This window comes from Pseudomonas sp. 57B-090624 (genome assembly GCF_003234055.1).
GTDB lineage: Bacteria > Pseudomonadota > Gammaproteobacteria > Pseudomonadales > Pseudomonadaceae > Metapseudomonas > Metapseudomonas tohonis.
On the sequence record NZ_QKRU01000067.1, the window covers coordinates 1 to 18,831 of the forward strand.

Annotated in this window: 16 protein-coding genes; 12 read left to right on the top strand and 4 right to left on the bottom strand. The window is 68.1% G+C overall.

Annotation, left to right across the window (positions count from 1 at the left end; all coding sequences use genetic code 11):
* Positions 1-69: 69 nt before the first annotated feature.
* The 12 genes from DMX10_RS25240 to DMX10_RS25295 all read left to right on the top strand — a co-directional run bounded on the left by DMX10_RS25240 (position 70) and on the right by DMX10_RS25295 (position 14,498).
* Positions 70-1,416 carry an NAD(P)/FAD-dependent oxidoreductase gene (locus tag DMX10_RS25240; RefSeq protein WP_111263675.1) on the top strand — a complete coding sequence of 449 codons (1,347 nt, stop codon included), beginning with the start codon at positions 70-72 and terminating at the stop codon, positions 1,414-1,416.
* On the top strand, positions 1,416-1,844 hold the full coding sequence (locus DMX10_RS25245) for a RidA family protein (RefSeq protein ID WP_111263676.1): 429 nt from the start codon (positions 1,416-1,418) through the stop codon (positions 1,842-1,844). Before DMX10_RS25240 ends, DMX10_RS25245 begins: the two co-directional genes overlap by 1 nt.
* Before the next feature lie 10 nt (positions 1,845-1,854).
* Positions 1,855-2,532 (top strand): DUF1028 domain-containing protein, encoded by a 678-nt coding sequence (locus DMX10_RS25250; RefSeq protein WP_111263677.1) that lies wholly within the window; start codon positions 1,855-1,857, stop codon positions 2,530-2,532.
* Entirely contained in the window at positions 2,525-3,688 is a 1,164-nt protein-coding gene (gene argE / locus DMX10_RS25255) for an acetylornithine deacetylase (RefSeq protein ID WP_111263678.1), read from the top strand. Before DMX10_RS25250 ends, argE begins: the two co-directional genes overlap by 8 nt.
* A 388-nt stretch (positions 3,689-4,076) precedes the next feature.
* Positions 4,077-5,567 carry an aldehyde dehydrogenase gene (locus DMX10_RS25260; RefSeq protein ID WP_111263679.1) on the top strand — a complete coding sequence of 497 codons (1,491 nt, stop codon included), beginning with the start codon at positions 4,077-4,079 and terminating at the stop codon, positions 5,565-5,567.
* A gap of 147 nt (positions 5,568-5,714) precedes the next feature.
* Positions 5,715-6,767: an ABC transporter substrate-binding protein gene (locus DMX10_RS25265; protein ID WP_111263680.1), complete on the top strand. Its 1,053-nt coding sequence runs from the start codon at positions 5,715-5,717 to the stop codon at positions 6,765-6,767.
* Between the two features lie 122 nt (positions 6,768-6,889).
* A complete protein-coding gene (locus DMX10_RS25270) occupies positions 6,890-8,323 on the top strand; it encodes an APC family permease (RefSeq protein WP_111263681.1) in 1,434 nt (477 codons plus the stop codon).
* Positions 8,324-8,339: 16 nt separating this feature from the next.
* Positions 8,340-9,737, top strand: a complete 1,398-nt coding sequence (locus DMX10_RS25275) for an aspartate aminotransferase family protein (protein WP_111263682.1) — start codon at positions 8,340-8,342, stop codon at positions 9,735-9,737.
* A 437-nt stretch (positions 9,738-10,174) separates the two neighbouring features.
* Complete coding sequence (locus DMX10_RS25280) at positions 10,175-11,158, top strand: ABC transporter substrate-binding protein (RefSeq protein WP_111263683.1); 984 nt, start codon at positions 10,175-10,177, stop codon at positions 11,156-11,158.
* A 10-nt stretch (positions 11,159-11,168) separates the two neighbouring features.
* On the top strand, positions 11,169-11,972 hold the full coding sequence (locus tag DMX10_RS25285; RefSeq protein WP_111263684.1) for an ABC transporter permease: 804 nt from the start codon (positions 11,169-11,171) through the stop codon (positions 11,970-11,972).
* Positions 11,960-12,796, top strand: coding sequence for an ABC transporter ATP-binding protein (locus tag DMX10_RS25290; RefSeq protein ID WP_111263685.1), 837 nt, complete (start codon positions 11,960-11,962; stop codon positions 12,794-12,796). Before DMX10_RS25285 ends, DMX10_RS25290 begins: the two co-directional genes overlap by 13 nt.
* A gap of 49 nt (positions 12,797-12,845) precedes the next feature.
* Complete coding sequence (locus tag DMX10_RS25295; RefSeq protein ID WP_111263686.1) at positions 12,846-14,498, top strand: GMC family oxidoreductase; 1,653 nt, start codon at positions 12,846-12,848, stop codon at positions 14,496-14,498.
* A 102-nt stretch (positions 14,499-14,600) separates the two neighbouring features.
* Here the strand turns inward: DMX10_RS25295 and DMX10_RS25300 are convergent, their stop codons facing one another.
* The 4 genes from DMX10_RS25300 to DMX10_RS25315 form a co-directional block, all read right to left on the bottom strand.
* Entirely contained in the window at positions 14,601-15,485 is an 885-nt protein-coding gene (locus tag DMX10_RS25300; RefSeq protein ID WP_111263687.1) for an ABC transporter permease subunit, read from the bottom strand.
* Positions 15,482-16,363 carry an ABC transporter permease subunit gene (locus DMX10_RS25305; protein ID WP_178083009.1) on the bottom strand — a complete coding sequence of 294 codons (882 nt, stop codon included), beginning with the start codon at positions 16,361-16,363 and terminating at the stop codon, positions 15,482-15,484. Before DMX10_RS25305 ends, DMX10_RS25300 begins: the two co-directional genes overlap by 4 nt.
* A 23-nt stretch (positions 16,364-16,386) precedes the next feature.
* Positions 16,387-17,529, bottom strand: coding sequence for a polyamine ABC transporter ATP-binding protein (gene potA / locus DMX10_RS25310; protein WP_111263689.1), 1,143 nt, complete (start codon positions 17,527-17,529; stop codon positions 16,387-16,389).
* Between the two features lie 145 nt (positions 17,530-17,674).
* On the bottom strand, positions 17,675-18,766 hold the full coding sequence (locus tag DMX10_RS25315) for a polyamine ABC transporter substrate-binding protein (protein ID WP_111263690.1): 1,092 nt from the start codon (positions 18,764-18,766) through the stop codon (positions 17,675-17,677).
* Positions 18,767-18,831: the final 65 nt, after the last annotated feature.

An 18,831-nucleotide genomic window follows, 5' to 3' on the forward strand; every position in this document is an offset into this window, starting at 1 on the left:
CGCCTCGCCCCCGTCCCGCCCCGCAGCACCGCCCGACAACCGCGAATCGCCTTGCAGAAGGACAGACACATGACCGTTGAAACCATAGAAATCGATACGCTCGTCGTTGGCGCGGGACAGGCCGGCGTGGCCATGAGCGAACACCTGGGCAAGCTCGGCGTGCCGCACCTGGTGCTGGAGCGCAGCCGCATCGCCGAAGCCTGGCGCAGCGGGCGCTGGGATTCGCTGGTGGCCAACGGCCCGGCCTGGCACGACCGCTTCCCGGGCATGGAATTCGACGTCGGCCCGGATGAGTTCCCCGGCAAGGAGCAGGTGGCGGACTACTTCGTCGCCTACGCCCGGCAGATCAACGCGCCGATCCGCACCGGCGTCGAGGTGAAGAAGGTGGTGCGCAACCCCGATCGCCCAGGCTTCACCGTCGAGACCTCCATCGGCGTGATCCAGGCCAACCGCGTGGTCTCCGCCACCGGCCCCTTCCAGCGCCCGGTGATCCCCGCCATCGCCCCGGCGCAAGGCAGCATCCACCAGCTCCACTCCGCCGCCTACTACAACCCGCAGCAATTGCCCGCAGGCGCCGTGCTGGTGGTCGGGGGCGGCTCCTCCGGCGTACAGATCGCCGACGAACTGATGCGGGCCGGGCGCAAGGTCTACCTGTCGGTGGGCGCCCATGACCGCCCGCCGCGCAGCTACCGCAACCGCGACTTCTGCTGGTGGCTGGGCGTACTCGGCCTGTGGGACGCGGAAGCCGCACAACCGGGCCGCGAGCACGTCACCATCGCCGTCAGCGGCGCCCGTGGCGGCCACACCGTGGACTTCCGCGACCTGGCCAGCCAGGGCATCACCCTGGTGGGGCTGACGAAATCCTTCGAGAACGGCGTGGCGAAATTCAATGACGACCTGGCCGGGAACATCGCCCGGGGCGACGAGAACTACCTGTCGCTGCTGGACGCCGCCGACGCCTACATCGCCCGCAACGGCCTCGACCTGCCGGAGGAGCCCGAGGCGCGCCGCAAGCGGCCGGACCCGGAATGCATCACCCACCCGCTGCTCGAGCTGGACCTGGCCGCCGCCGGTGTCACCTCGATCATCTGGGCCACCGGCTACTCCGTGGACTTCAGCTGGCTGCAGGTGAACGCCTTCGACGACCAGGGCAAGCCGAAGCACCAGCGCGGCGTCTCCAGCGAACCGGGCGTGTATTTCGTCGGGCTGCCCTGGCTGTCACGCCGTGGCTCCACCTTCATCTGGGGCGTATGGCACGACGCCAGGCACATCGCCGACCACATCGCCACCCAACGCAAGTACCTCGCCTACCGCGACGCCTCGCAGCGCCAGCAGGAAGGCGGCCTGAACGGCAGCCCCAGGGCCCCGCAGGCCGATTCGCCCGCCCAGAAAGCCAGCATCATGGGAGTAAGTTGATGCCTACCCATACCCGCATCCGCATGTTCAACACCAAGGACACCTACCCCAACCAGTCCCTGGACAACGACCTCTGCCAGGCCGTGCGCGCCGGCAATACCGTGTACGTGCGCGGCCAGGTCGGTACCGACTTCGACGGCAATCTGGTGGGCCTGGGCGACCCGCGCGCGCAGACCGAGCAGGCCATGAAGAACCTCAAGCAGCTGCTGGAGGAAGCCGGCAGCGACCTCTCGCACATCGTCAAGACCACCACCTACCTGGTCGACCCGCGCTACCGCGAACCGGTCTACCAGGAAGTGGGCAAGTGGCTCAAGGGCGTGTTCCCCATCTCCACCGGCCTGGTGGTCTCGGCCCTGGGCCAGCCCCAGTGGCTGATGGAGATCGACGTGATCGCGGTGATCCCGGACGACTGGCAGCCCAAGGGCTGAGGAGCGAACAATGACTTTCTCGATCATCGGCCGCTGCGCGGAAACCGGGCAGCTGGGCATCGCCATCAGCTCCTCCAGCATCGCCGTCGGCGCCCGCTGCCCCTGGCTGCGCGCCGGTGTCGGCGCGGTGGCCACCCAGAACGTCACCCTGCCGGCCCTGGGCCCGCAGATCCTCGACCTGCTGGAGCACCAGCACCTGGAACCCGCCGCCGCCCTGGACCGGGCGCTGCACGCCAACGGCTGGAGCCAGTACCGCCAGGTGACGGTGATCGACGGCCAGGGCCGCACCGCGCTGTTCAGCGGCAAGGAGGCCCTCGGCCTGCACAACGCCGTGGCCGGCGAGCAGTGCGTGGCGGCCGGCAACCTGCTCTCGGGCACCGCCGTGATCGACGCCATGGTGCAGGCCTTCGAAAACGCGCCGGGGCTGCTGCCCGAACGCCTGCTGGCGGCCATGCACGCAGCGATGGCCGCCGGTGGCGAGGCCGGCCCGGTGCATTCGGCGGCGCTGAAGGTGGTGGACGACCTCACCTGGCCCATCGTCGACCTGCGCGTGGACTGGGCCGACGAGGACCCCATCGGCCGCCTCGACGGCCTCTGGCAGGCCTACCGCCCGCAGATGCAGGACTACATCACCCGCGCCCTGGACCCCACCGCAGCGCCCAGCTACGGGGTGCCCGGCGATGAGTGAGGCGAGCAGCCGCGACCTGCTGGAGCGGCTGATCGGCTTCGCCACCGTCAGCCGGGATTCCAACCTGGAGCTGATCGCCTTCATCCGCGACTACCTCGCGGGCTTCGGCGTGGACAGCGAGCTGTTCCACAACCCCGAAGGCACCAAGGCCAACCTCTTCGCCACCCTCGGTCCCCGCGACCGGGGCGGCGTGGTGCTGTCCGGACACACCGACGTGGTGCCGGTGGACGGCCAGGCCTGGACGGTGGAACCGTTCCGCCTCAGCGAGCGCGACGGCCGCCTGTACGGGCGCGGCGCCGCCGACATGAAGGGCTTCATCGCCTCGGTGCTGGCGGCGGTGCCGCGCTTGCTCGAACGCCCGTTGAAGCTGCCGGTGCACCTGGCCTTCTCCTATGACGAGGAGGTCGGCTGCCTCGGCGTGCGCAGCATGCTCGCCGAGCTGGAGAAGCGCCCGCACAAGCCGCTGTTGTGCCTGATCGGCGAGCCCACCGAACTCAAGCCGGTGCTCGGCCACAAGGGCAAGCTGGCCATGCGCTGCCAGGTGCGCGGCGCCGCCTGCCATTCCGCCTACGCCCCCCATGGCGTCAATGCCATCGAGTACGCCGCGCGGCTGATCGGCAAGCTGGGCGATATCGGCACCCGGCTGGCCCGCATCGAACACCACGACCCGCGCTTCGACCCGCCCTTCTCCACGGTGCAGACCGGGCTGATCAAGGGCGGCCGGGCGCTGAACATCGTCCCGGCGGAATGCGAGTTCGACTTCGAGGTGCGCGCCCTGCCCGGCTTCGATGCCCAGCAGGTGGCGGACGAGCTGCAGCGCTACGCCGAAGGCGAGCTGCTGCCGCAGATGCAGGCGGTGCAGGCCGACACCGGCATCCAGCTGCAGCCCCTGAGCGCCTACCCCGGCCTCGCCACCCCACCCGACAGCGACGCCGCGCGGCTGCTGGCGCGGATCGCCGGCTCCAGCGCCTTCGGCACCGTCGCCTTCGGCACCGAGGGCGGGCTGTTCGACCAGGCCGGCATCCCCACCGTGGTCTGCGGCCCCGGCAGCATGGACCAGGGGCACAAGCCCGACGAATTCATCAGCCTCGAACAGCTCCACGCCTGCGACGCCATGCTCCTGCGCCTGGCCGACTACCTGGAGAACCCGGGCTGACCGCCAGCGACCGTAGGGTGGGCCGGGCGGCGGGCGAGTGAGTTGCCCACCTCCACCGCGTGGGTTTCGCTCCGCTCAACCCACCCTACGAAAGCCCATGCGCACCACGTGATGATGCGCCGGGCGAATATCGTTGGAGCAGCCGCCAACGCCCCTCCAGGCCCCCTTTTTTCCGGTGTTTTCGCACCCCGATGGCGCACCCTGCAGGCCCGCCGCCCCAGGCTGGAGCCAAGGGCGGGAGGGCGCTGCGCGCGTGCTTCCGCTACCGAGCTTTTTCTTATCCACCGAGCATATTTTTAATAATTTTCCTAAGCCGAACTCTGTCGCACCATCAGTCCCAGTCACGAATAACAACCAGACCGCGAAGACGGTCGAGTGGGAGTGCAGCGTGTTCGATCTCGGCTTTTGGCAGCAGCGAGCTGCTCGGCAGGCATTCATCGACAAGGCCCTCATCGGCGGCCGCCAGGTCAGTGCCGCATCCGGCGCCACCTTCGATTCCATCAACCCCGCCACCAACCAGTTGCTGGCCCGCGTCGCCGCCTGCGGCGAGGCCGAGGTGGACCTCGCCGTGCGCAGCGCGCGCCGCGCCTTCGACCAGGGCCCCTGGGCACGCATGGCGCCGGTGGAGCGCAAGAAGGTGCTGCTGCGCCTCGCCGAGCTGATGCTGGCCCACCGCGAGGAGCTGGCCCTGCTGGACTCCCTCGACATGGGCAAGCCGGTGATGGATGCCTACAACATCGATGTGCCCGGCGCCGCCAACGTCTTCGCCTGGTACGGCGAGGCGCTGGACAAGCTCTACGACCAGGTGGCGCCCACCGCCCCCGGCAGCCTGGCCACCATCACCCGCGAAGCGCTGGGCGTGGTCGCCGCCGTGGTGCCCTGGAACTTCCCCCTCGACATGGCCGCCTGGAAGCTGGCCCCGGCCCTGGCCGCCGGCAACAGCGTGGTGCTCAAGCCCGCCGAGCAGTCGCCCTTCTCCGCCCTGCGCCTGGGCGAGCTGGCCCTGGAGGCCGGCATCCCCGAGGGCGTGCTCAACGTGGTGCCGGGCCTGGGCGAAAGCGCCGGCAAGGCACTCGGCCTGCACCCGGACGTGGACTGCCTGGTGTTCACCGGTTCCACCCAGGTGGGCAAGTACTTCATGGGCTATTCGGCCCAGTCCAACCTCAAGCAGGTGTGGCTGGAGTGCGGCGGCAAGAGCCCGAACCTGGTGTTCGAGGATTGCCGCGACCTCGATCTGGCCGCCGAGAAGGCCGCCTTCGGCATCTTCTTCAACCAGGGCGAGGTGTGCTCGGCCAACTCGCGCCTCTACGTGCAGCGCTCCATCCAGGACGAATTCATCGAGCGCCTGCTGGCCAAGGCCCGCGACTGGATGCCCGGCGACCCGCTGGATCCCGCCAGCCGCGCCGGCGCCATCGTCGACGCCGCGCAGACCGGCCGCGTCATGGGCTTCATCGAAGGCGCCCAGGGCGAGGGCGCACGCCTGCTGGCCGGTGGCCGGCGCCTGACCTTCAACGGCTCGAGCAACTTCGTCGAGCCCACCGTCTTCGCCGATGTGCGCGGCGACATGACCCTGGCCCGCGAGGAGGTCTTCGGCCCGGTGCTGGCCATCAGCGCCTTCGACACCGAGGAGGAAGCCATCCGCCTCGCCAACGACAGCGTCTACGGCCTGGCCGCCTCGCTGTGGAGCGACGACCTGCACCGCGCCCACCGCGTCGCCCGCGCGCTCAAGGCGGGCACCGTGTCGGTGAACACCGTGGACGCGCTGGACGTCACCGTGCCCTTCGGCGGTGGCCGGCAATCGGGCTTCGGGCGCGACCTCTCGCTGCATTCCTTCGACAAGTACAGCCAGCTGAAGACCACCTGGTTCCAGCTGCGCTGAGGTCGCGACGACGACCCGGCCGCGCCTCGCCGTGCGGCCGCCATGACAAGAAAAGCATCCGCGCCCGTGCACGCGCGGAGCCCCGGCCCCAGGGCCACAACTGCCTCGACAACTGAACACGACTGAAAAAGTAGTGAGGGAGTTCTCATGTCCAGATCCTTGCGTCCCACCCTGTCCACGGCCTTCGGGCTCGCCCTGCTCACCACCCTCGGCATCGCCCAGGCCCAGCCCGCGAAGCTCACCGTGATCTCCTTCGGTGGCGCCACCAAGGCCGCCCAGGACGCGGCCTATTTCCGCCCCTTCGAGCGGAGCGGCGCGGCCCAGGTGGTGGCCGGCGAATACAACGGCGAGCTGTCGAAGGTGAAGGCCATGGTCGACATCGGCCAGGTCAGCTGGGACGTGGTGGAAGTGGAGAGCCCCGAACTGCTGCGCGGTTGCGAGGAAGGCCTGTTCGAGCCCATCGACCCGGCCCTGCTCGGCGATGCCGCGAGCTTCATGCCCGGCACCCTCAGCGAGTGCGGCGTGGCCAGCTACGTGTGGTCCATGGTGCTGGCCTACAACGCCGGCAAGCTGGCGTCGGCGCCCACCTCCTGGGCCGACTTCTGGGACCTTAAGCGCTTCCCCGGCAAGCGCGGCCTGCGCAAGGGCGCCAAGTACACCCTGGAAGCGGCGCTGCTGGCCGACGGGGTGAAGCGCGAGGACCTGTACAGCGTGCTGGCGACCCCGGAAGGCGTGACCCGCGCCTTCGCCAAGCTCGACCAGATCAAGCCGCACATCCAGTGGTGGGAGGCCGGCGCCCAGCCGCCGCAATGGCTGGCGGCCGGCGACGTGGTGATGTCCGCCGCCTACAACGGCCGCATCGCCGCCGCGCAGAAGGAGGGCTCCAAGCTCGCCATCGTGTGGAACGGCAACCTCTACGACCCGGACCACTGGGCCATCGTCCGCGGCAGCCCGAACAAGGCCCTGGCCGAGCGTTTCATCGCCTTCGCCAGCCAGGCGGAGACCCAGAAGCAGTTCTCCAGCCAGATTCCCTACGGGCCGGTGCGCCCGGACGCCCTGGCGCAGCTGCCGGCGGCCACCCAGGCGCAACTGCCCACCGCGCCGGCGAATCTGGCCGAGGCGCAACTGGTGGACGCGGAATTCTGGGTCAACCACGGCGAGGAGCTGGAGGAACGCTTCAACGCCTGGGCGGCGCGCTGAGCCATGGCGCCGTCCGCGCCGGGCAAACCCTGCGCGGGCGGGGCCGAACGACGGGTGCACCCGTCACACCAGCCGGCGGCCCCTGAGCCGCAGGCGGATAACAAGAAGATCGGGAGAGCGTCATGAGTGCGAGTGTTTCCATCCCTGCCACGGGGCCATCGGGCGGCCTGCGCCGCGTTCTCGGGCTGGGCCCGCTGGTGGCGGTCGCCGTCGGCCTGGTGGTGTCACAGGGTGTGATGGTGCTGATGCTGCAGGGCGCCGGCCTGGCCGGGCTGGGCTTCATGATTCCCCTGGGCATCGCCTACCTGCTGGCGCTGACCTATGCCCTGTCGTTTTCCGAGCTGGCGCTGATGATCCCCCGCGCCGGCAGCCTGTGCAGCTACACCGAAGTCGCCATCGGCCACTTCCCGGCCATCCTCGCCACCTTCTCCGGCTACATGGTGGTGGCGATGTTCGCGCTCTCCGCCGAGCTGCTGCTCCTGGACCTGATCATCGGCAAGGTCTACCCCGGCGCGCTGCCGCCCATGCTGGTGGCCTATGGCGTGCTGGCCCTGTTCACCGCCTTCAACCTGCTGGGCATCGACGTCTTCGCCCGCCTGCAGAGCGCCCTCGCCCTGGTGATGGTGGTGACCCTGCTGGCCCTCGGCCTGGGCGCCGTGAGCAGCGACATGGCCACCCTGGCCACGCCCCTGGACCAAGGCTGGAACCCGCTGCAAGCCGGCGCGCTGACCCTGGCGGCCATGGCCATCTGGGGCTTCGTCGGCGCCGAGTTCGTCTGCCCCCTGGTGGAGGAGACGCGCCGCCCGGAACGCAATATCCCGCGTTCGATGATCATCGGCCTGACCCTGATCTTCGGCATCATCGTCCTCTACTGCCTCGGCGCGCTGCTGTGCATCCCCCGCGAACAACTGGCCGCCGACCCGCTGCCACACTTCCTCTTCGCCACCACGGTATTCGGCGAGGCCGGCAAGCTGTTCCTGGTGGCCGCCGCGGTGACCGCCACCTGCAGCACGGTCAACTCCTCCCTCGCCGCCCTGCCGCGCATGCTCTACGGCATGGCCCAGAACGGCCAGGCCTTCCCGCAGTTCAAGCGCCTCAGCCAGCGCACCCGCACGCCCTGGGTGGCGGTGCTGTTCATCGCCGCCATCACCGGCCTGCCGATCCTGCTGCTGGGCCAGGACCCGGACTCCATCAGCCTGTTGCTGCTGGCCGCCGCGCTGGCCTGGCTGCTGGCCTACATCATCGTGCACATCGATGTGATCGCCCTGCGCCGCCGCTACCCGCAGCTGGCCCGGCCGTTCCGTTCGCCCTTCTACCCCTGGCCCCAGGTACTCGGCATCGCCGGCATGCTCTTTGCCATCTACCACGTCTCGCCGACCCCGGAGATGACCGCGAAGATCTTCGGCACCGCCGGCGTGGTGCTCGGCCTGATCTCGGTGATCGCCGTGGCCTGGATCAGGCTGGTGATGCGCAAGCCGCTGTTCGTGCCCGAGCCACTGACCCCTTCCGAGCCGGCGCCGATCACCCGCGCCGCCCTTTCCCCCGAACCGCTTTGACGAGCAGGAGAAGACCATGAACGCTCCCATCACCCCGCAGCGCAGTACCGAGGACTACCAGGCAGCCGATGCCGCGCACCACATCCATGCCTTCCTCGACCAGAAGGCGCTGAATGCCGAGGGCCCGCGCGTGATCACCCGGGGCGAGGGCCTGTACCTGTGGGACAACGACGGCAAGCGCTACCTCGACGGCATGTCCGGCCTGTGGTGCACCAACCTGGGCTACGGCCGCAAGGACCTGGCCGCCGCCGCCGCCCGCCAGCTGGAGCAGCTGCCGTACTACAACATGTTCTTCCACACCACCCACCCGGCGGTGGTGGAGCTCTCCGAGCTGCTCTTCAGCCTGCTGCCCGGCCACTACAGCCACGCGATCTACACCAACTCCGGCTCCGAGGCCAACGAGGTGCTGATCCGCACCGTGCGCCGCTACTGGCAGATCCTCGGCCAGCCGCAGAAGAAGGTGATGATCGGCCGCTGGAACGGCTACCACGGCTCCACCCTGGCGGCCACCGCCCTGGGCGGGATGAAGTTCATGCACGAGATGGGCGGGCTGATCCCCGATGTCGCCCACATCGACGAGCCCTACTGGTTCGCCCAGGGCGGCGACCTGACGCCGGCCGAGTTCGGCCTGCGCTGCGCCCGCCAGCTGGAGGAGAAGATCCTCGAACTGGGTGCCGAGAACGTCGCCGGCTTCATCGCCGAGCCCTTCCAGGGCGCGGGCGGGATGATCTTCCCGCCGGAGAGCTACTGGCCGGAGATCCAGCGCATCTGCCGCCAGTACGACGTGCTGCTGTGCGCGGACGAGGTGATCGGTGGCTTCGGCCGCACCGGCGAATGGTTCGCCCACCAGCACTTCGGCTTCCAGCCCGACACCCTGTCCATCGCCAAGGGCCTGACCTCCGGCTACGTGCCCATGGGCGGCCTGGTGCTGGGCAAGCGCATCGCCGAGGTGCTGGTGGAACAGGGCGGCGTGTTCGCCCACGGCCTGACCTACTCCGGGCACCCGGTGGCCGCCGCCGTGGCCATCGCCAACCTCAAGGCGCTGCGCGACGAGGGCGTGGTCGCCCAGGTGAAGAACGACACCGGCCCCTACCTGCAGCAGTGCCTGCGCGAGGTCTTCGCCGATCACCCGCTGATCGGCGAGGTGCAGGGCACCGGCCTGGTGGCGGCGCTGCAGTTCGTCGAGGACAAGGCCACGCGCAAGCGCTTCGACAACGAGAACGACATCGCCTGGCGCTGCCGCACCCTCGGTTTCGAGGAGGGCGTGATCATCCGCTCCACCCTGGGCCGGATGATCATGGCGCCCGCCCTGGTGGCCACCCGTGCCGAGCTGGATGAGCTGGTGGACAAGACCCGCCGCGCGGTGGAACGCACGGCCCAGGAGATCGAAGCGGGGGCTTTGCCCGCTGCCTAGTGGGTTCCCGCGTTCGCGGGAATGACGGCACCGTAGGGTGGGCCGGGCGGCGCTCCGCTTCAGCACCGTAGGGTGGGCTTCAGCCCACCAGCGATGCATTGACCCGCGACGGGGCCACAGCCGTGCCCCGTCCTTCCCAACGGCTAGATAAACCGGGGCCGCCTCCAGGCCACGGTGCAGGAGGAAACGGTGGGCTGAAGCCCACCCTACGAAGCGGAGAACAGCGCGCAGGTGGCGGCCAAGAGGGGCCGGCGCCGCGATGACCCGGTCCCGCTCCACGGCGATGCGCCGCATCAGACGCACCCAACGACCCATGGCCCATGGAAGGGGCCGCAGCAGAACAGGACCCCAGGCCCACGCAGGCCGGGGCGCGGAACGAATTTGGCCCCTGGCCGGTACTGCCCAGCAATTCCAACAACTAATGCGGGAGTGTTCCAATGATCCAGTCCTTGCTTCGTCGCTTCACCCTTCCCCTGACCTGCACCGCGCTGGCGTTCTCCGCCGCCGGCGCGCAGGCGGGCACCCTGTCCATCGGCCACACCACCTGGGTCGGCTACGGCACGCTGTACCTGGCCCGCGACCTGGGCTACTTCAAGGAGCAGGGCCTGGATGTCGAGCTGACCACCATCGAGGAAGCCTCGATGTACATGGCCGCCCAGGCTTCCGGGAAGCTCTCCGGCTCGGCCTCGACCATCGACGAGATCCTCAAGTACCGCTCCAGTGACTTCTGCTTCAAGGCGGTCGCCGCGCTGGACGAGAGCTACGGCGGCGACGGCGTGCTGGTGGGCAAGGAGGTCTCCAGCCTGAAGGACCTCAAGGGCCAGTCGGTGGCGGTGAACGAGGGCTCGGTCTCGCAGTTCTGGCTGTCCTACCTGCTCAAGCACAACGGCATGACCATGGCCGACCTGGACATCCAGAACATGACGGCCGACGACGCTGCCACCGCCTTCATCGCCGGGCGCGTGCCCGCCGCCGTGACCTGGGAGCCGCACCTGTCGCTGGTGCGCCAGAAGGGCGAAGGCAAGGTGCTCATCGACAGCAGCAAGACCCCCGGTGTGATCGTCGACGTGGTGGCGCTGTCCTGCGATGTGATCGACAAGCAGCCCGAGGACGTGAAGGCGCTGGTCAAGGGCCTGTACAAGGCGGTGCAGTTCACCCGGGACAACCCCGAGAAGGCCCACGAGATCATGGCCAAGGGCGTCGGCGGCTACCTGGCCGACCCGGTGGAGCTGGCCAACGCGGCCAAGGGCGTGCGCTTCTACGACCAGGCCATGAGCGAGAAGCTGCTCGGCGTACCCGGCAAGCCCGGCGACATCAAGGGCGTGATCCGCCTGGCCAACGAGACCTGGAGCGCCCTGCAGGGCAAGCGCTACGAGGTCAGCTACGACGACCTCGTCGACACCCGCTTCATCAGCCAGTAAGGGGAAGACCATGGCCTCTCGACACTCCTGGCTGAACCGCTGCCTGACCCCCAAGGTCGAGCTGCCGGCGAAGCTGATACTCGCAGCGGGCAGCCTTGGCTGGCTGCTGGTGCTCGGCCTCTGGGCCGGGCTTTCCTACGGCGGCGTGGTGCCGGCGATGTTCCTGCCCACCCCGGGCGCGGTGCTGGAGGCGGCCGCGCGGCTGGCCGGCGACGGCACCCTCGGCAAGCACGTGCTGGCGAGTGTCGAGGTGGTGCTCATCGGCTTCGCGGTGTCGTCCCTGGTGGCGGTGCCGCTGGGGCTGCTGATGGGCAGCTTCCGCATCGTCCAGGCCTTCCTCGAACCGCTGGTGAACTTCGTCCGCTACCTGCCGGTGACCTCCTTCGTGCCGCTGTTCATCCTGTGGATCGGCATCGGCCTGGAGCAACGGGTGACGGTGATCATCTTCGGCGTGTTCTTCCAGCAGCTGGTGATGATCGCGGACGTTTCCAAGGGTGTCTCGCGGGACCTGATCAACGCCTCCTACACCCTGGGTTCGAGCCGCCGCGACGTAGTGCTCCACGTGCTCGGCCCGGCTTCCCTGCCCGGGGTGCTGGACACCCTGCGGGTGACCATGGGCTGGGCCTGGACCTACCTGGTGGTGGCCGAGCTGGTGGCCGCCAGCAGCGGCCTGGGCTACATCAGCCTGAAGGCCATGCGCGGCTTCCAGGTGGACGTGATCTTCCTCGCCATCGCCATCATCGGCCTGCTCGGGCTGGTGACCGATCAACTGTTCCGACTCCTCCGACTGAAGGTGGCCTCATGGGCGCAGTAGCAGCCATGCACGATCAAGCCATGGCCGCCCCCGCTGCGGCCGCAACCCCCACTGAACGCCTGCGGGTGGAGAACGTCTGCCTGCGCTACCAGAGCCCGGGCGGCACGACCTTCGCCGCGCTGGAGAACGTCTCCCTGAGCGTGCCGGACCAGCAGTTCGCCGTACTCGTGGGCCCCTCCGGCTGCGGCAAGTCGAGCCTGCTGTACCTCACCGCCGGCCTGGCCGAACCCACGTCGGGGGCGATCCATGTCGGCGGCAAGCGCGTCGAGGGGCCGGGTGCCGATCGCGGCATGGTGTTCCAGGGCTACACCCTGTTCCCCTGGCTCAACGTGCGCGAGAACATCGAGTTCGGCCTCAAGCGCAAGGGCATGCCCAGGGGCGAGCGCCAGGAGATCGTCGATTTCTACCTGGCCGAGGTGGGCCTGGCGAGCTTCGCCGGGCATTACCCCAAGCAGCTTTCCGGCGGCATGATGCAGCGCGTGGCCATCGCCCGCGCGCTGGCCAACGACCCGCAGATCCTGCTGATGGACGAGCCCTTCGGCGCCCTCGACAGCCAGACCCGCATGCAGATGCAGAAGCTGTTGCTGCGGGTGTGGGAGCACAGCAAGAAGACCGTGGTGTTCGTCACCCACGACATCGACGAGGCCATCCTGCTGGGCGACCGCATCTACGTCATGGGCGCCCGCCCCGGCCACATCAAGCGCGAGCTCGACGTGCCCATCCCCCGCCCGCGCGAGCTGGACATGGTGATGGACCGCACCTTCATCGAGATGAAGCGCGAGATCCTCGGCCTGCTCCACGACGACCTCGACGAGATGCACTGACCGCCCGGGGGCGGCGCGCCCGCCCCGGCACCATTGCAAGGAGGGCCCCATGCCCGCTTCGACTCCATCCCCCCAGCGTTACGACTACCTGGTGGTCGGCGCCGGATCGGCCGGCTGCGTCCTGGCCAACCGCCTCAGCGCCGACCCCGGCGTGCGCGTCTGCCTGATCGAGGCCGGCGGCAGCGACGCCAGCCCGCGCGTGCAGACGCCGGCCGGCACCATCACCCTGTACAAGAGCCGGCGCTTCAGCTGGAACTTCTTCTCCGCGCCCCAGCCACGCCTCAACGGCCGCCAGCTGCACTGCCCACGGGGCAAGGCGCTGGGCGGCTCCAGCTCGATGAACTCGATGATCTACATCCGGGGCGACGCCTCCGACTACGACCGCTGGGCCGAACTCGGCTGCGACGGCTGGAGCTGGCGCGAAGTGCTGCCGCTGTTCAGGCAGTCCGAGGGCAACCGCCTGGGCCAGGACCTGGCCTACCACGGCACCCGGGGCGAGCTCGCGGTGGACCGCGCCCGCGACCCCAACCCGCTGTCGCACCTGTTCATCAAGGCCGCCGAGGCCATCGGCCTGAAACGCAACGACGACTTCAACGGCGGCCAGCTGGAAGGCGTGGGCATCTACAACCTGACGCAGAAGGACGCGCGGCGGCTGTCCAGCTACCGCGCCTTCGTCGCGCCGGTGCGCCAGCGGCCGAACCTGCAGGTGCTGACCGGCTGCAAGGTGCTGTCGCTGCTGCTGGAGGACGGTGCCGCCAAGGGCGTATCGATCGAACGTGACGGCGCGGAACTGCGCCTGGAGTGCACGCGCGAGGTGATACTCGCCGCCGGCGCCATCGGCTCGCCGCAGGTGCTCCTGGCGTCCGGCATCGGCCCCCGGGCGGAGCTGGAGGCGGCCGGCATCGAGGTGCGTCACGACCTGCCCGGCGTCGGCAAGAACCTGCAGGACCACCTCGACGGCCTGGTCACCGTGCGCTCGCCGAGCCCGCTGACCCTGGGCTTCTCCTGGGGCTCGCTGCCCAGCGTGCTGCTGTCACCCTTCAAGTACCTGGCGCAGCGGAAGGGCTGGCTGACCACCAACTACGTGGAGGCCGGCGGTTTCGCCCGCACGCCCCTGGCCGGCGCGCTGCCGGATGTGCAGTTCCACTTCGTGCCGGGCTACCGCAGCCATCGCGGGCGCCTGTTCGAGTGGGGCCATGGCTACGCGGTGCACACCTGCGTGCTGCGCCCCGGCAGCATCGGCGAGCTGCGGGTGAAGGCGCGGGGGGCGATCGAGATCGACTACAACTTCCTCGCCGACCCAGAGGACGCCCGGGTGCTGGTGGAGGGCATCCGCCTGGCGCGGCGCATCCTCGCCGGCTCCGCCTTCGACGGCCTGCGTGGCCAGGAGATGCTGCCCGGCGCCGAGGTGCAGAGCGACGAGCAGTTGCTGGCCTATGTGCGCGAGCACGCGGCCACGGTGTTCCACCCGGTGGGCACCTGCAAGATGGGCGTGGACGCCATGAGCGTGGTGGACCCGCAGCTGCGGGTGCGCGGGGTGAAGGGCCTGCGCGTGGCCGATGCCTCGATCATGCCGACCCTGGTCAGCGGCAACACCAATGCGCCGTGCATCATGATCGGCGAGAAGGCGGCGCAGATGATCCTGCAGGGTGGAGCGGCCGAGGCGAATGCGCGGGAGGATGTCGCGCTGGCGGCGGTCTAGCCCGTGCCGGTGGTTTCCCGGGCTGAAGCCCGGGCTACGGCGGGCGCGGCGAACGGCAATGAAAAGGCCACCCGAGGGTGGCCTTTTCCGTTACCGCGAGGCTCAGGCCGGTTGGCTGGCGGCGCGGCGCTTGTTGCTGGACGCGGCTTCGGCGGCCATGGATTCCATGGCTTCCTGGATGGCGCGCTTGCGACGCTCTTCGGCCTGGCGGCTGAAGTACCAGGCGAAGAAGGTGAACAGCGACACGGTCAGCAGGATCAGGCTGGCCACGGCGTTGATCTCCGGTTTCACGCCCAGGCGCACGGCGGAGAAGACCTCCATCGGCAGGGTGGTGGAGCCGGGGCCGGAAACGAAGCTCGCCAGCACCAGGTCGTCCAGGGACAGGGCGAAGGACATCATGCCGCCCGCCGCCAGCGACGGCGCGATCATCGGGATGGTGATCAGGATGAACACCTTCCACGGACGCGCCCCGAGGTCCATGGCGGCCTCCTCGATGGACAGGTCCAGTTCGCGCAGGCGCGCCGACACCACGATGGCCACGTAGGCCGAGCAGAAGGTGGTGTGGGCGATCCAGATGGTGACGATGCCACGTTCCTGGGGCCAGCCGATCAGTTGCGCCATGGCCACGAACAGCAGCAGCAGCGACAGACCGGTGATGACCTCGGGCATGACCAGCGGCGCGGTGACCAGGCCGCCGAACAGGGTGCGGCCACGGAAGCGCGGGATGCGGGTCAGGACGAAGGCCGCCAGGGTGCCCAGCGCCACCGCCGCGATGGCGGTGTAGCAGGCGATCTCCAGGGAGCGCATCACCGAGTTCATCAGCTGGGAGTTGTCCAGCAGGCCGACGTACCACTTCACCGACCAGCCGCCCCAGACCGTGACCAGCTTGGAGGCGTTGAACGAGTAGATCACCAGGATCAGCATCGGCAGGTAGATGAACAGCAGGCCGACCCAGAGCATCACGTTGGAGAAACTGAAGCGCTTCATACCTTGCCCTCCAGTTCCTTGGCTTGGTTACGGTTGAACAGGATGATCGGGACGATGAGGATCGCCAGCATCACCACTGCCAGCGCGGACGCCACCGGCCAGTCGCGGTTGTTGAAGAACTCCTGCCACAGCACCTTGCCGATCATCAGAGTCTCCGGGCCGCCGAGCAGTTCGGGGATCACGAACTCGCCCACCACCGGGATGAACACCAGCATGCTGCCGGCGATGATGCCGTTCTTGGACAGCGGCACGGTGATCTTCCAGAAGCTGTTGAAGTTGCTCGAACCGAGGTCCGAGGCGGCTTCCAGCAGGCTCTGGTCGTGCTTCACCAGGTTGGCGTACAGCGGCAGGATCATGAACGGCAGGTAGGAATAGACCACGCCGATGTAGACCGCGGTGTTGGTGTTGAGGATCTGCAGCGGCTCGCTGATCAGGCCGATGCCCATGAGGAAGCCGTTGAGCAGGCCGTTGTTGCTGAGGATGCCCATCCAGGCGTAGACGCGGATCAGGATGGCGGTCCAGGTCGGCATCATGATCAGCAGCAGCAGCACGGTCTGGGCTTCCTTGCCGGCACGGGCGATGGCGTAGGCCATCGGATAGCCGATCAGGAGGCACAGCAGGGTGCTGAAGAAGGCCATCTTCAGGGAGCCCAGGTAGGCGGCCAGGTAGAGTTCGTCCTCGCTCAGCATGAAGTAGTTGCCGAGGTTGAGGGCGATCTGCAGCTGGTTGTCGACCCAGGTGTAGATCTCGGTGTAGGGCGGGATCGCCACGTCCGCTTCCGCGAAGCTGATCTTCAGCACGATGGCGAAGGGCAGCAGGAAGAACAGGAACAGCCAGACGAATGGAATCCCGATCACCGCGTGCCGGCCCGTGGGCAGGCGCTTCTTTATGCTGGATATTTTCATGAGCGCAGCACCACCCCGCTGTCGTCCTCCCACCACACGAAGACTTCATCGTCCCAGGTCGGACGCGCGCCGCGACGCTCGGCGTTGGCGACGAAGGACTGGACGATGGAGCCGCCGGGCAGCTTGACGTAGAACACCGAGTGCCCACCGAGGTAGGCGATGTCGTGGATCTTGCCGCGCGACCAGTTGTACTCGCAGGTGGGCTGCTCGGTGGTGACCAGCAGCTTCTCGGGGCGCAGGGCGTAGGTGATGCGCTTGTCCTGCACCGAGGTGGTCACGCCGTGGCCGACGTAGATCGGCCGCTCCAGTTCGGGGCAGGCGATCAGGGCGTGGGCCTCAAGGTCTTCCACCACTTCGCCGTCGAACAGGTTGACGTTGCCGATGAATTCGCACACCAGGCGGCTGATGGGGGTCTCGTAGATGTCCACCGGGCTGCCGATCTGCTCGATGCAGCCCAGGTGCATGATGGCGATGCGCTGGGCCATGGTCATGGCCTCTTCCTGGTCGTGGGTCACCATGACGCAGGTCACGCCGACGCGCTCGATGATCTCAACCAGCTCCAGCTGCATCTGCGAACGCAGCTTCTTGTCCAGGGCGCCCATGGGCTCGTCGAGCAGCAGCAGCTTGGGGCGCTTGGCCAGCGAGCGGGCCAGGGCCACGCGCTGGCGCTGGCCACCGGAGAGCTGGTGCGGCTTGCGCTTGGCGTACTGGGTCATCTGCACGAGCTTGAGCATCTCGGTGACGCGCTCGTCGATCTCGGCGGCGGGCAGACGGTCTTGTTTGAGTCCGAAGGCGATGTTCTGCGCAACAGTCATATGCGGGAAGAGCGCATAGGACTGGAACATCATGTTGATCGGCCGCTCGTAGGGCGGCATGTCGGTGATGTCGACGCCGTCGAGGAAGATGCGACCCTCGGTCGGACGCTCGAAACCCGCCAGCATGCGCAGCAGGGTCGACTTGCCCGAGCCCGAGCCACCCAGCAGGGCGAAGATCTCGCCCTTGTTGATGGTCAGCGAGACGTCGTCCACCGCAAGGGTCTCGTCGAACTGCTTGGTCACCCGGTCGATCTTGACCAGCACCTCTTTGGGCTGCTGGTTGCCCTCGAGGGCTTTCTTGTAGGCACCGGAGGCTATTGCCATTACCACACTCCCAATTCTTGCTAGCCGGCCATTATGGCCGGTTGCGTTGAGTATCGCTCGTTAGGCGCGAGACACGCGTCCTGGTCCGCTCGTCGCCCGCTCTGGCGCAAGCTGCGCGAGCCCTGCCCGCGCGGCTCGCCCCCGATCACTTGCCCGACTTGACCTTGGTCCAGCTCCGGGTCATCAGCCGTTGCACCTTCGGAGGCAGTTCCTCCGAGACATACAGCTTGTCCAGCACCGCTTGTGGCGGGTACACGGACTCGTCGTTCCGCACGTCCTGATTCATGAATTCGCCCGACTTGGTGTTCGGGTTGGCATAGCCCACGTAGTCGCTGACCTTGGCGATGACTTCGGGGCGCAGCAGGTAGTCGATGAAGGCGTGGGCTTCCTTGGCGTTGGCGGCATCGGCCGGCACGGCGACCATGTCGAACCACAGGTTGCCGCCCTCCTTGGGGATCGCGTAGGCGATTTCCACGCCCTTGCCGGCTTCCTCGGCGCGCGCGGCGGCCTGGAAGATATCGCCGGAGAAGCCCGCCGCGACGCAGATGTCGCCGTTGGCCAGGTCACCGATGTACTTGGAGGAGTGGAAATAGGTGATGTAGGGGCGTACCTCCATCAGCTTGGCCTCGGCTTTCTTGTAGTCGTCCGGGTTCTTGCTGTTGGGGTCCAGGCCCAGGTAATTGAGCATGGCCGGAATCATTTCGTCGGCCGAGTCGAGGAAGGCCACGCCGCACTGGCTGAGCTTCTTGATGTTCTCGGGTTCGAAGATCACTGACCAGGAGTCGATCTTGTCGACGCCGAGCACGGCCTTGACCTTCTCGGCGTTGTAGCCGATGCCGTTGGTGCCCCAGAGGTAGGGGACGGCGTACTGGTTGCCGGGGTCGTTGGCTTCCAGGCGCTGGAGCAGGACGGGGTCGAGGTTGCCCCAGTTCTTCAGCTGGCTGCGGTCCAGCTTCTGGAAGGCGCCGGCCTTGATCTGCTTGCCGAGGAAGTGGTTGGAGGGGACCACCACGTCATAGCCGGTGCGGCCGGCCAGGAGCTTGCCTTCGAGGGTTTCGTTGGAGTCGAAGACGTCGTAGACGGGCTTGATGCCGGTTTCCTTCTGGAAGTCGGCCAGGGTGGTCTCGCCGATGTAGTCGGACCAGTTGTAGATGTGCACCGTCTGCTCGGCCTGGGCCTGTGAAGCCAGGGTCAGCACGGCGGCGGTGATCAGGGTTTTGCAGAAGGAAACTCGCACACTTTAATCCTCTTGATAGGCCGGGCCGCTGGCGCACCGGGGCGCGCTGCGGAGTTTCTTATCGG

Coding starts and splice junctions, on each gene's coding strand:
- argE (WP_111263678.1), top strand. CDS start 2,525: ATGAGTGAGGCGAGCAGCCGCGACCTGCTGGAGCGGCTGATCGGCTTC.
- DMX10_RS25295 (WP_111263686.1), top strand. CDS start 12,846: ATGCCCGCTTCGACTCCATCCCCCCAGCGTTACGACTACCTGGTGGTC.
- DMX10_RS25275 (WP_111263682.1), top strand. CDS start 8,340: ATGAACGCTCCCATCACCCCGCAGCGCAGTACCGAGGACTACCAGGCA.
- DMX10_RS25250 (WP_111263677.1), top strand. CDS start 1,855: ATGACTTTCTCGATCATCGGCCGCTGCGCGGAAACCGGGCAGCTGGGC.
- DMX10_RS25270 (WP_111263681.1), top strand. CDS start 6,890: ATGAGTGCGAGTGTTTCCATCCCTGCCACGGGGCCATCGGGCGGCCTG.
- potA (WP_111263689.1), bottom strand. CDS start 17,529: ATGGCAATAGCCTCCGGTGCCTACAAGAAAGCCCTCGAGGGCAACCAG.
- DMX10_RS25285 (WP_111263684.1), top strand. CDS start 11,169: ATGGCCTCTCGACACTCCTGGCTGAACCGCTGCCTGACCCCCAAGGTC.
- DMX10_RS25280 (WP_111263683.1), top strand. CDS start 10,175: ATGATCCAGTCCTTGCTTCGTCGCTTCACCCTTCCCCTGACCTGCACC.
- DMX10_RS25245 (WP_111263676.1), top strand. CDS start 1,416: ATGCCTACCCATACCCGCATCCGCATGTTCAACACCAAGGACACCTAC.
- DMX10_RS25290 (WP_111263685.1), top strand. CDS start 11,960: ATGGGCGCAGTAGCAGCCATGCACGATCAAGCCATGGCCGCCCCCGCT.
- DMX10_RS25265 (WP_111263680.1), top strand. CDS start 5,715: ATGTCCAGATCCTTGCGTCCCACCCTGTCCACGGCCTTCGGGCTCGCC.
- DMX10_RS25300 (WP_111263687.1), bottom strand. CDS start 15,485: ATGAAGCGCTTCAGTTTCTCCAACGTGATGCTCTGGGTCGGCCTGCTG.
- DMX10_RS25240 (WP_111263675.1), top strand. CDS start 70: ATGACCGTTGAAACCATAGAAATCGATACGCTCGTCGTTGGCGCGGGA.